The 12,607-nt window shown below is 40.3% G+C and carries 11 protein-coding genes; 4 read left to right on the top strand and 7 right to left on the bottom strand.

Going from position 1 to position 12,607, the window contains the following annotated elements:
- Window positions 1–26 precede the first annotated feature (26 nt).
- Complete coding sequence (locus MKL35_RS10580; RefSeq protein ID WP_004712018.1) at window positions 27–1,337, bottom strand: MFS transporter; 1,311 nt, start codon at window positions 1,335–1,337, stop codon at window positions 27–29.
- Between the two features lie 134 nt (window positions 1,338–1,471).
- The gene (gene trhA / locus MKL35_RS10585) at window positions 1,472–2,113 is read right to left on the bottom strand and encodes a PAQR family membrane homeostasis protein TrhA (RefSeq protein ID WP_209796299.1); all 642 of its coding nucleotides are present in this window, start codon (window positions 2,111–2,113) and stop codon (window positions 1,472–1,474) included.
- A gap of 127 nt (window positions 2,114–2,240) precedes the next feature.
- On the opposite strand from trhA, the gene MKL35_RS10590 reads away from it, so the two are divergent.
- Window positions 2,241–3,452, top strand: coding sequence for a class I SAM-dependent methyltransferase (locus tag MKL35_RS10590; protein WP_032010042.1), 1,212 nt, complete (start codon window positions 2,241–2,243; stop codon window positions 3,450–3,452).
- A gap of 12 nt (window positions 3,453–3,464) precedes the next feature.
- A complete protein-coding gene (locus MKL35_RS10595; protein ID WP_032010044.1) occupies window positions 3,465–3,884 on the top strand; it encodes a GNAT family N-acetyltransferase in 420 nt (139 codons plus the stop codon).
- Between the two features lie 29 nt (window positions 3,885–3,913).
- Here the strand turns inward: MKL35_RS10595 and MKL35_RS10600 are convergent, their stop codons facing one another.
- The 5 genes from MKL35_RS10600 to MKL35_RS10620 all read right to left on the bottom strand — a co-directional run bounded on the left by MKL35_RS10600 (window position 3,914) and on the right by MKL35_RS10620 (window position 9,751).
- Window positions 3,914–4,774, bottom strand: coding sequence for a patatin-like phospholipase family protein (locus tag MKL35_RS10600; RefSeq protein WP_004885324.1), 861 nt, complete (start codon window positions 4,772–4,774; stop codon window positions 3,914–3,916).
- 15 nt (window positions 4,775–4,789) lie between these two features.
- Window positions 4,790–5,044 carry a hypothetical protein gene (locus MKL35_RS10605; RefSeq protein ID WP_002051419.1) on the bottom strand — a complete coding sequence of 85 codons (255 nt, stop codon included), beginning with the start codon at window positions 5,042–5,044 and terminating at the stop codon, window positions 4,790–4,792.
- A 164-nt stretch (window positions 5,045–5,208) separates the two neighbouring features.
- Complete coding sequence (locus MKL35_RS10610; protein WP_032010046.1) at window positions 5,209–7,344, bottom strand: 3-hydroxyacyl-CoA dehydrogenase NAD-binding domain-containing protein; 2,136 nt, start codon at window positions 7,342–7,344, stop codon at window positions 5,209–5,211.
- A gap of 20 nt (window positions 7,345–7,364) precedes the next feature.
- Window positions 7,365–8,570: an acetyl-CoA C-acetyltransferase gene (locus MKL35_RS10615; protein WP_032010047.1), complete on the bottom strand. Its 1,206-nt coding sequence runs from the start codon at window positions 8,568–8,570 to the stop codon at window positions 7,365–7,367.
- 170 nt (window positions 8,571–8,740) lie between these two features.
- On the bottom strand, window positions 8,741–9,751 hold the full coding sequence (locus MKL35_RS10620) for an AraC family transcriptional regulator (protein ID WP_002051267.1): 1,011 nt from the start codon (window positions 9,749–9,751) through the stop codon (window positions 8,741–8,743).
- A gap of 210 nt (window positions 9,752–9,961) precedes the next feature.
- On the opposite strand from MKL35_RS10620, the gene MKL35_RS10625 reads away from it, so the two are divergent.
- Window positions 9,962–11,080 carry a CaiB/BaiF CoA transferase family protein gene (locus tag MKL35_RS10625; protein WP_032010049.1) on the top strand — a complete coding sequence of 373 codons (1,119 nt, stop codon included), beginning with the start codon at window positions 9,962–9,964 and terminating at the stop codon, window positions 11,078–11,080.
- 155 nt (window positions 11,081–11,235) lie between these two features.
- The gene (locus MKL35_RS10630) at window positions 11,236–12,468 is read left to right on the top strand and encodes a carbohydrate porin (RefSeq protein WP_079377139.1); all 1,233 of its coding nucleotides are present in this window, start codon (window positions 11,236–11,238) and stop codon (window positions 12,466–12,468) included.
- Window positions 12,469–12,607 lie beyond the last annotated feature (139 nt).

The following is a 12,607-nucleotide window of genomic DNA, read 5'->3' on the forward strand; positions in this document are numbered from 1 at the left end:
TTTTATATTAGGGTGTTTGAAAATACTTAAATCTGATTATTCACATCTTCATTCTTGGTTTCACGAATAAGTAAAAAGGCAACCAATGATAAAAGTGATGCCGCTGTAAGATAATAACCTACAGCATACAAACCATAAGTTTCCGCAAGTTTTGTGGCAATTAATGGCGCAAACGATGCACCAAAAATACCAGCTAAGTTAAAGGTTAATGCTGAACCTGTATAACGAACTGAAGTTGGGAAAATCTCTGAAAGAACCGTACCAATCGGGCCATAGGTCAAACCCATAATTGATAGGCCAGTACATAAGAAAAGAAAAACGATAAGAGTATTTCCAGACTCTAACATGCTAGAGAAGAATAATCCGAAGATCGCAGCAGCGATACATACACCAACTGAAGTTGCTTTACGTCCAAATTTTTCTGCAAAAATAGCAGATAAAGGTATGAAGGCTGCAAAACAAAGTGTGGCAAAAAGTTGAAGTTCTAAAAACTCACCACGTGCATACCCCAGTTTTGTCGTTCCCCAGTTAAGTGCAAACACTGTGGTCAAATAAAACACCACGAAAGTACAAATTGCGGCAATTGTGCCGAGAATAAGCTTTCCAGTGTGTTTCGTGACAACTTCTTTAAATGGAATATTAACTTCTTTTTGCTTATCTAAAACTTTCTGGAAAGCTGGAGTTTCATGGAGTTTTAAACGGATATATAAACCAACAATAACCAAAATTGCACTGGCAATAAATGGAATACGCCAGCCCCATTGCATGAATGCTTGTTCAGGAATAGCTGCACTTAAAAGTAAGAATGAACCCGTTGCTAAAATAAAACCAATAGGTGCGCCAAGCTGTGGGAACATGCCATACCATGCACGCTTACCTTCTGGAGCATTTTCAGTTGCAAGTAGTACAGCACCACTCCATTCGCCTCCTAGACCTAAACCTTGTCCGAGACGGCAAACTGCTAATAGTAAGGGCGCGACAATCCCGATTTGGGCATAAGTCGGAAGTAAGCCAATACATACCGTTGATATACCCATAGTAAGCAAGGCTGCCACTAAGGTTGCTTTACGTCCAATACGATCCCCTAAATGGCCAAATAGCGCTGCACCAATAGGGCGGGCAATAAAGGCAATCGCAAAGGTTGCTAGTGACTGTAAGACTGCGGCACTGCCACTGCTAGCAGGGAAAAACAGATGTGGAAAGATAATCACGGCAGCAGTTGCATAGATATAAAAGTCGAAGAACTCAATGGTTGTACCGACTAAGCTTGCAAACAAAACCCGTGTTTTTGAATTGGTGGCTACTACAGGAGCAGCTGTCGCAGAGGTTGACTCCATATAAGTCCTTATATCAGTTAAAATTTATTTTTAGTTTACTATTCTCATTAAAGGCATATTTTTCTTCAAAGAATAGTGTGAAAGAACATCTTCCATGACTCTTTCAGGATCACTGAATATGAGTGAAAAATGGATTAAACAACGTACCAATAGATTGCAAGAAAGTGTGCACCTGCACCTAAAAGTACAAAAATATGCCATATCGCATGGGTATATCTTACCTTTTTTAACGCGTAAAACAATGCTCCATCGGTGTAAGCTAAACCTCCAGTAATCAATAACATCAAAGCGTCTTTACTTAAATAGGTACGCATATCATCCATTACAAAAACGGCAAGCCACCCCATAAGAACATAAGCGAGCAAAGAGATTTTCTGAAAACGATGAATAAAAACTAACTTGAAAAGTGTACCAATTGCAGCAATGCTCCAGAGTGCAATAAGCAGAATATGAGCTTTTTGTGTAGGTATCGCAATACTCAAGAACGGGGTATATGTACCGGCAATTAAATAATAAATAGCGGTGTGGTCGAGTTTCTTATACCAGTAACGTAAGTTTTGGGTCTGCGCAAAATGATAGAGAGTAGAACTGGTAAAAACGAGAATGAGGCTAAATGAATATACCCACAAACCTACCCACTGTGCGGTGGAAAGATAAGAACCTTTTATAATTAAAAGGATAGATGCAATCACGGCCATAACAACGCCAGCACCATGGCTATAGGCATTAAAAAGTTCTTCTTTAGGATCGTAAGTTTCTAACACCGATTTGCTCATAAGTTTATTTTTTTGATTAAAAATACAAATGTATAGAAATACAAAACAGTCGTAAAGTTATTTTATTTTTAATCCTATACCCTTTAAACTTTCACTTTATATGAGTCACCATTCTTTAGGTATATCTGTGTCGGTTTTCTCCTTCGAGCAAGAACAGCAATTCTTTCATGAAATCAAACAAATGCTTGATGAGCAAAGTTTTGAGCGTTTGATTTTGAGCCAATATAAAGGAGAGGTGGCACAGCTAGAAAAAATCACTTTCCGTATTGTGGAGTTAAATGGGAAAAAACAGCTTTCAGCTTTATATCATTATACTACTCAAGATGTGACCAAAAACTATACCTTTGAAGAGGGCTTAGAACAGATCGCAATACTGATTGTTCAATGCAAACAAGCAAATTTATTTTCAACTCTGCAAGAAATTCAGCTTAAAAAAAATAAGAAAAAAGCCATGCTTAATATGGGTAAAAAGCAAAGTACGAATACGACTCCAACAGTACAAGCGCATGATCGTGAAAAACACCGTTATGTACAGCAAGGCAGTGCATTTTTAAAAGAACTTGGTATTACCGATGAGAAAGCTCAAATCATTCCAAGCATGGCTCGTAAATGGAAGCAGATTAATAAATTTATCGAAATTTTTGCGAGTGCTTATGAGCAGATCGATGCAGAGCAAAAAGAGTTACGCATTGTCGATTTTGGTTCAGGGAAAGGCTATTTAACTTTTGCTTTGTATGATTATTTACAGGAACAACAAAAGATACCGCTCATTACAGGTGTAGAGCTGCGCCGTAACTTGGTTGAGTTTTGCCAGAATGTGGCAGACAAAGTGCATTTTAATCATTTGGACTTTTTTGAAGGCGATGTTCGTAGTTATCAGCCAGAAAAACTGGACGTTATGATTGCTTTGCATGCGTGTGATATCGCGACTGATTTTGCCATTCATACCGGAATTCGTTTGAACGCTTCAATGATTATGTGCGCGCCGTGCTGTCACAAAGAATTACGTCCACAACTACATAGCCCTGAAGTTTTACAACCCATGCTACAGTTTGGTATTCATGCTGGACAGCAAGCTGAGATGTTGACCGATACTTTGCGTGCGTTACTTTTAAAAGCATATGGTTATGAAACCAAAGTTTTTGAGTTTGTATCGCTTGAACATACCAGTAAAAATAAAATGATTTTGGCAACAAAACGCAAAGACGTTTCTCAACCTGATGCGAAAATTATGGCTCAAATTCAAGCATTGAAAGAAATGTATGGGATTAAAAAACAGACCTTGGAATTGTTGTTACAAGATCAGTTGCCAATCGAAAATATTGGTTGCAAATGCTAGGAAGGTGAGTGGATGTATAAAATTATAGCGGATGATTGGAAACAGCTTGAGAAGGACGCCAAATACATCCGTGAACAAGTTTTTATTCAAGAGCAAGGTATTGCACTCGAAGACGAGTGGGATGATTTTGATGCCACTGCTGTGCACTTTATGGTGTATGACAAAGAGCAGCCTATCGCTACAGCACGCTTGTTACCGCAGCATAGTGTAGGACGTGTTGCTGTTTTAATGCCTTATCGAAAGCAGGGTATAGGTAAAATTTTAATGCAGCATATTATTGACTATGCGCGTAATCAAAAATTGCCTTATTTAAAGCTTTCCGCGCAAACTTATGTGACAGCTTTTTATGAAGCTCTAGGTTTTAAAGTCCAGGATGAAGTTTACCAAGATTGTGGTATTCCACATATTGATATGACTTTAGCGTTAAGTTGAGATTCCTTTTTAGAAATCTCAACTTTGAATTACTTCATCGCATTCCAGTTTTCGATGGCTTGTAAGCCTGTTTCCAAACCAACTTCATAGCTGTAACGAAGCTTTTTCGGATTTGTCGTTAAACGACCTGCCATATTTTTAAGAGGCGGTGGACATACCTCTAAAATTTGCTGTTCAGGGTTACTGCTACGAACAAATTCAACTGAAGCATTATAACGGGCACAGCGGTTACGCAAGCTATTTGCAAAACCGTAATGGTGTTTAAAAGCATATTTTGCAAGGAATTGGTCGCCTCGACTACTTGCTTTAAAGTAGTTCTTCGGGCGAGTTCGTAAAACTAATAGCTTTTTGACACCACTTTGCTGAGCCGTCCAGCGAACAGGTAGAGCATCTGCAACGCCGCCATCAAAGTAGGGTTCACCCATAATATCGACGGGATGACGAGTTAAAACCGGAATTGAGCTAGAAGCACGCAGTGCATTTAACAGATTATCTTTACCAGCACGAAGATATTCGGCATGACCTGTTTTAGCATGCGTCAACACCATATAAAAATCTGGATTTTTGGCAAAAAGGCTCTGTTGATCAAGTGGATGTTCTTTTTCACCAATTTCCCACATCCATTTTAAATCAAGTAAATCGCCACCTTTAAAGAAGCGCTTATAATCGATAAATTCAGGACGTAATGAATGGTCAACATAGAAGGTTAAAGTCCGACCTTGTTGACCTGCTAAGTAGTTAGCCACATTGGTCGAACCAGAAGATACACCAACGTATAAGTCAAAAGGATTGAACTGTTGTTGTAGAAAAGCATCAAGTACACCACTGGTAAAGGCACCACGCATGCCTCCACCTTCTACAACCAGTGCGTTGCGGGAAAAATCTGTCATTTGAAAAATATCTGATTACTGATGTGAATGCTGATGTTCTTGCATGTCCATTTCAGGCATGTTGTCATGCTGACTTTGTTGATCTGTCGATTTTTCAACTTTTTGTTGCATTTCGTGCTGTTGAGCTTTGCGCTGAGCACCTGGCATATAGTCAGGTTCATTACTCATTGCTAAATAGAAAAAGCCAAGGAAAATCGCACTTAAAACACCAACGATCAGAACAAATTTCCAGCCTAAAACTGCTGACTCGGAAGAATTTTTATCGGACATAAGGATTTCTCGAATGTGCTGTAGAAGCACAAAAATGAAATCTATTTATAGCATATTTAGGCAGTAGGCTGAAATCTTAAAGGTCATAAAGAAAAACCCATATAAATAAAATATATTTATATGGGTAAGGTTTATGCAGTTTTTAAATATTTAATAGATTTAAATTATTGAATATTTTGTTTCTGCTCAGCTTTGGTTTTGAGTAACGCTGGGGGCGTGAAGCGCTCACCATATTTGGCAGCCAACTCTTCAGCACGTTTCTCTGCTTTATCAATACCATACTGATTTAGGAATTGAATCGCTCCGCCAGTCCAAGGGGCATAACCAATTCCAAAAATAGAACCGACATTGGCATCAATAACCGACTCCAACACACCTTCTTCGTAACAACGTAAGGTATCTAAGGCTTGTACAAACAAAATGCGATCTATCATATCCTGCTCAGAAATATCGTGATCTTTCTGCCAGCGGTTTAAGCCTTCCCATAGGTGCTTTTTACCATTTTCAGGATAATCATAAAAACCTGCGCCAGCAGCTTTACCTTTACGGTTTAACTCATGAATCATGGTATGAATCACTTCATCTACTGGTGTTTTCGGTAGCTCTTTGCCTTCGGCTTGCAGCGCTTTACGTGCTTCATTGGCAACATGCTCTGTCAAAGTTAAAGACACTTCATCTTGAATCGCAAGTGGTCCCACAGGCATGCCTGCTTTCAGTGCTGCCATTTCAATACGTGCTGGGTGGACACCTTCTGCAAGCAAGCGCATACCTTCTTGAATAAAAGTACCAAACACACGACTGGTAAAGAAGCCACGGCTGTCATTAACAACGATTGGCGTTTTTCCAATTTGCTGTACAAAGTCGTAGGCTTTAGCAAGCGTCTCTGCCGAGGTGTTTTTACCTTTGATAATTTCAACCAACTGCATTTTGTCGACAGGGCTAAAGAAATGCAGACCAATAAACGCTTTATCATCTTTACTTGCTTGAGCTAAACCTGTGATTGGCAGGGTCGATGTATTCGATGCCATTACGCCATTAGGCACTAAGTATTGTTCGGCTTCTTGAGTGACTTTGGCTTTGAGTTCTTGATTTTCAAATACCGCTTCAATAATTAAGTCACAGCCTTGAAGGTCTTGAGCTGACGCTGTAGCCGTAATGAGCGATAAAACCTGATCGCGTTTTTCTGCGGTCATACGGCCTTGTGAAACACGTTTATCTAAGAGTTTTTGTGAGTAAGCTTTGCCTTTCTCAGCATTTTCAACAGATACATCTTTAAGGATAACAGGAATGCCTTTAATTGCGGTTGAATAAGCAATGCCCGCACCCATCATGCCCGCACCTAACACACCAACTTTAGTCGCTTGCCATTTGGCAACATCGGCAGGGCGGCTTGCACCAGACTTAATTGCATTTAGGCCATGCCAGAACGTGCCAATCATATTTTTAGAAATTTGGCCAGTTGCTAGTTGAGTAAAATAGCGAGACTCGATGCGCAACGCTGTATCAACATCAACTTGAGCGCCTTCCACTGCGGCAGCCATAATCGCTTCAGGAGCAGGGTAGCAGCCCTTGGTTTTGTCTTTTAACATGGCTGGTGCAATGGCAAGAACTTGTGCAACTGCCGGAGTTTTTGGATCGCCACCCGGAATTTTATAACCCTTCACATCAAAAGGCTGTTGAGATTTCGGATTTGCCTTAACCCATGTAATTGCTTTATCTAAAAGTTCTTGTTCATTTTCAGCTGTGTCATGAATTAAGCCTAAAGATTTGGCTTTATCGACACCGAACTGCTTACCTTCCATTAAAAATGGAAATGCATTTTGAAGACCAAGCAGACGTACCATACGTACAATACCACCGCCACCCGGAAGTAAACCTAAAGTAACTTCTGGTAGGCCAAATTTGCTTTTCGGATCATTGATTGCAATACGGTGATGGCAACTTAAAGCTATTTCCCATCCACCGCCCAGTGCCGTTCCATTCAATGCTGCAACAACTGGAATACCAAGCGTTTCAATTGTACGTAAATGACCTTTTAACTTCTCAACCATATTGAAAAAGTCAGTTGCATGCTCAGGTTGAACTTGAATTAGCTCATCTAGGTCGCCGCCTGCAAAGAACGTTTTTTTAGCCGAACGGAAAATAATGCCTGAAAGTTCTGTTTCTGCTTTAAGTTTCTGAGTGACCTCATCAAGCGAGTCACGAAACTCAGCATTCATGGTGTTTGCAGATTGTCCAGTTGAATCAAGCGTTAAAATGACAATATTGTCGGCATTTTTTTCGTATTGAATTGCACTCATCTTTATCTATCCCTAAATTTTTATACACGTTCAATAATGGTGGCAATACCCATACCACCGCCGACACAGAGCGTCGCTAAACCGCGCTTTTTATCTTGTCGTTCAAGCTCATCAAGTAGGGTGCCTAAAATCATGGCGCCGGTTGCGCCTAAAGGATGTCCTAAAGCAATTGCACCGCCATTTACATTGACTTTCTCAGCAGGGACATTGAGCTCATTTATAAAACGCATCACGACAGCTGCAAATGCTTCGTTGACTTCAAATAGGTCAATATCATCAATTGTTAAACCAGCTTTTTCCAAGGCTTTGCGTGCAGCAGGTGCAGGACCAGTTAACATGATGGTTGGGTCGGTACCAACGAGAGCAGTCGCCAAAACTTTAGCGCGTGGTTTTAAATTTTGTTCTTTGACTGCTTTTTCTGAAGCCAGTAAAACGAGAGCTGCTCCATCGACAATGCCTGATGAGTTACCTGCGTGATGAACATGATTTACTTTTTGTGCTTCTGGATATTTTTGTAAAGCAACTGCATCAAAACCCATTTGCCCCATCATTTCAAAACTTGGGTTGAGTTTTGCAAGGCCTTCGAGTGTGGTATTGCCTTTAATAAATTCATCTTTTTCTAAAATCACCACACCTGAATGATCTTTGACTGGTACGACTGAGTGATTGAAATAACCATTTGATTGAGCTGCTGCCGCTTTTTGTTGTGACTTCACCGCAAAGTTATCGACATCTTCACGGCTATAGCCGTCTAAGGTTGCAATAAGATCAGCCCCGATACCTTGTGGAACAAAAGATGATTTAAGGTTTGTTTCTGGATCTAACGCCCATGGTCCGCCATCAGAACCCATTGGAATGCGTGACATTGATTCAACGCCACCAGCAACCACTAAATCTTCCCAACCAGAGCGGACTTTCATTGCTGCCATGTTGACGGCTTCTAAACCTGAAGCACAAAAGCGGTTAATTTGTACGCCAGCAACATCATCATTCCAACCAGCAGCAATTGCTGCGGTTTTGGCAATGTCCCCACCTTGATCGCCAATTGGTGTTACGCAGCCCAGAACAATATCGTCCACTTTAGATGTATCAAGCTGATGGCGTTGTTGCAATTCGTTTAATAGGGTGGTGAGTAATGATATTGGTTTTACTTCATAAAGAGAGCCGTCTTTTTTTCCTTTTCCGCGTGGTGTGCGAATGGCGTCAATAATATAAGCCTCGCTCATAACAGTTCCTTTTTTATTGCTTAAAATTTATTTGTGCTTTGAGTGTACTGGTTTTAATAGCGAGCGCAATGACGATAAGCGCACCAGTCAGGTGATGATTTTTGCCAATAGAGATATAAAAAAGCCCAAGTTGAACTTGGGCTAGATGTGAATATAAAGAGATTTAAGAATTAGTGGTAACCATGTAGTTGGCGATATAAGCCAGGAGTTACACCAGTCCACTTTTTAAATGCACGGTGGAATGTACTGGTTTCACTAAAACCAACTTGCTGAGCAACATCTTCAAGTGTTAATTCAGGGTTGAGCAACAAGTGAATCGCAGCATCACGACGTAGAGCATCTTTTACGCCTTGATAGCTTTTACCTTCAGCAGCTAAGCGGCGGCGTAAAGTTTGCGGAGATAAATACAGCATTGATGCAACGTCGTTAAGCGTTGGCATTTCTTCACCAATTTGACTCTTGAGTACGTCACGAATACGAGAAGTCAGCGAGTTGGTGTTCTTGAATTTTACTAAAAGCTGAGCAGGGGCTGCTTTCAAGAACTCTTCTAGCGTTTTTTCATCTTGACGGATTGGTAAATCAAGATAATCAGCTGCAAAGGTTATTTCAGTACGTGGTGCATCAAACTGCATAACTGGCGCAAAGAATAAAGCATCATATTCATCTGCATGTGCAGGACGCGGATAGCTAAAATGAACACGTTCTAATGGTAAGCGGCGTTCAATCAGCCAAGATGCCAAACCATGCCAAATCATGAGCATACTTTCAGTAATGAAATGATCTGGATCTAAGGTTTTTGGAATGAGAGGTACTAAACGCGCTTCGTGTTTGTCACGCTCTAGCGTTACTGACCATTCATCACCAAATAATTTATAAAACTGAGATGAGAGTTCAAGGGCTTGGCCCAAGGTTTTTGCATGAATAATCAACTGACACATAATGGCAAAAGTGCCCAAACGACGCGGCTGTACATCAAAGCCGACGTGTTCATCTTGTGTGACCATCCATAACATTTTTATAAAACGGGTATATTGTTCTGGTGAGATTCGAGCTTTAGGTTGACGTAATAGTTCCGCTTCGATACCCACATGTGAAAGTAACGTCTCGACATCCATGCCAAGGCGTTTTACGCCTGTCAAAGCCGCATTCACGAAGTGGATGCTAATCGTATCGCGACTCATATTGAATCCTTCAGTCTCTTTGATGTTCACTTTAAATTGACCTAAATGACCGTCTAAAAAAATAAATTGGCGATTTACAACAGTGTAAAAGCACTTTTTACATGTTAAATTGCCGAAATGATCAAGGTAAATGGCTGAACATGACATTGTTTTAGAATATTTGCTTAACTAATATAAAAGAAAATTCGAATAATAGTGGTTAAAAATACGATGACGACAGCATTAAATGGACTTAAAGTTCTCGATTTCTCGACGCTTTTACCTGGACCTTTTGCCACAATGTATTTGGCCGATATGGGGGCAGAAGTCATCCATATCGAATCACCATCACGTCCAGATCTCATTCGGATAATGCCGCCATATGCCAATGGACAGGCGACTGCACATAGTTATCTAAACCGAAATAAACAGTCGATTGTTCTCGATTTAAAAGATGCTGCCAGTATTGATCTGATAAAAGCCAAGATTTCCGAGTTTGATATTGTCATAGAGCAATTTCGACCAGATGTCATGCGCCGTTTAGGATTGGACTATGCAACGCTTGCAGAAATTAACCCGCGTTTAATTTATTGCTCAATTACAGGTTATGGACAAACAGGAAACTACAAAGATCGAGCTGGACACGACATTAATTACTTAGCTTTAGCAGGTATTGCTGGATATAGTGGCCGACAAGATAGTGGTCCACCACCACTTGGCATTCAGGTTGCCGATATTGCAGGTGGATCATTACATGCAGTTATTGCTATTTTGGCTGCGGTTGTTGAGCGCAGCCGTAGTGGTATAGGCCAATATATTGATATTTCCATGACGGATTGTGTGGCGAGTCTAAATAGTATGGCTGCGTCAGCTACGCTTGCAGGACAAGTTGAACAGGCGCCAGAACAGGGAATGCTTAATGGAGGTATTTTCTATGACTATTATATGACTCAAGATGGTCGTTATCTTTCGATTGGCAGTCTTGAACCGCAGTTTATGGCTGGCTTATCTGCTGCATTAGATTTACCTGTGTTATTGCAAAAAGGCGCATCATTAGATGCCGAAGATCGACAGGAAGTTAAACAAGCCATTCAAGAAAAAATTAAAACCAAAACATTTAAAGAGTGGCATGAAGTTTTTGCAAATCTTGATGTGTGTGTAGAGCCAGTATTGAGTTTAAGTGAGGCTTTAAATTCACCGTTAGCACAACAACGTGGATGGATTGTGAATGTACCTTTGCAAAATAATACGGCAGATACAGAACCTCAAATTGCATGCCCAATTAAGTTCTCACGTTCCCAAATGCGATATTCCTTTGTAGGTCAAAAACTTGGCGAGGGGCAGTGGTAAGGTTAGAGGGCTATTTCTTATACAGTAAGTACTAAGATTATTATCTGATTAATCAATTGATTAACATTTTGAATAATTTCTTTACATAAAATTAGCGTAACCTTTATAAACAAAGACATAAAAGGTTCGTAAACATGAAAACGCATAAATCTTTGATGGTTTCCTGTTTATCCGTTTTATCAATTACTCTTTTTGTTCAGCATGCACAAGCTGCTGCTGCATTTGACCCAAATAGTTCTTGGATGTTGGGTGATTGGAACGGGCAACGTACAGCGTTACAAGCACAAGGTTATGATTTTTCTTTTGGATATACCGGTGAATACGCCGGTATTTTAGATTCAAAGAATACTTCTACACACGGTAGCGCTTATACAGGGCAACTTGCTTTAGGTTCGCATTTGGACCTAGGTAAAATTTTAGGGTGGCAAGATACTGAAGCTCAAATCACTTTAACTTATCGTGATGGGCAATCGCTTTCTGAACATTCTCCAGCTTTAGCTGGACACATTAGTTCTGCACAAGAAGTGTGGGGGCGTGAGCAAACTTGGCGTTTAACAGACTTGTGGATTAAGAAAAAATTCCTTGATCAGAAGTTAGATGTAAAAGTTGGTCGTTTTGGTGAAGGTGAAGACTTTAATAGCTTTGACTGTGACTTCCAGAACTTGGCCCTCTGTGGTTCACAAGTGGGTAACTGGGTAGGCGATCAGTGGTATAACTGGCCAGTTAGCCAATGGGCAATGCGTGTTAAATATAATGTGCAACCCGATTTATATACGCAAATTGGTGTATATGAATATAACCCAGAGAACTTGGAGCGTGGCAAAGGTTTCAACCTAAGCACAGATGGTTCTCACGGTGCAATTATTCCGGCAGAGGTCGTTTGGTCACCTAAATTAGGCGTGCAAAGCATGCCTGGTGAATACCGTTTAGGTTATTACTACAGCACTGCTGATGCAGAGGAAATTACTAATCCAACCAAAACATCTCATAAGCAAGGTGTTTGGGTAACTGCGAAACAAAAATTATTCCAGCCAGCTGATCAAACTGATCGCGGTTTAACAGGTTTTGTGAACCTTACTTTCCACGATTCAGATACTAATAAAGTTGATAACATGCAAAATGTAGGCTTAGTCTACAAAGGTTTGCTCAATCAACGTCCACAAGATGAGTTGGCACTTGGCGTTGCTCGTATTCATATCAATGATGACTGGAGCGATATTCAAGCCAAAGAATACGACACTGAATACAATACCGAGCTTTACTATGGTATTCATGCCACTAACTGGCTAACTATTCGTCCAAATGTGCAATATGTTCGTCATGTTGGTGCATTAAAAAATGGTGATAACACTTGGGTAGGCGGTATTAAATTCTCAACCGTATTCTAAGTAATTATTCCGAAAAACGGATTGTCGAGGGCTAAATCATTGATTGAAGTATCCAGACCTTCCGTTTTTTTCTTTATGCCTGAATTTTGTTTTATATGTATTGGTGATGCCATTTTCCTATAAGGTTTTTGGCACATCT

Origin of the sequence: Acinetobacter sp. AOR41_HL (genome assembly GCF_027854645.1) — a bacterium.
In the GTDB taxonomy this organism is placed as follows: domain Bacteria; phylum Pseudomonadota; class Gammaproteobacteria; order Pseudomonadales; family Moraxellaceae; genus Acinetobacter; species Acinetobacter nosocomialis.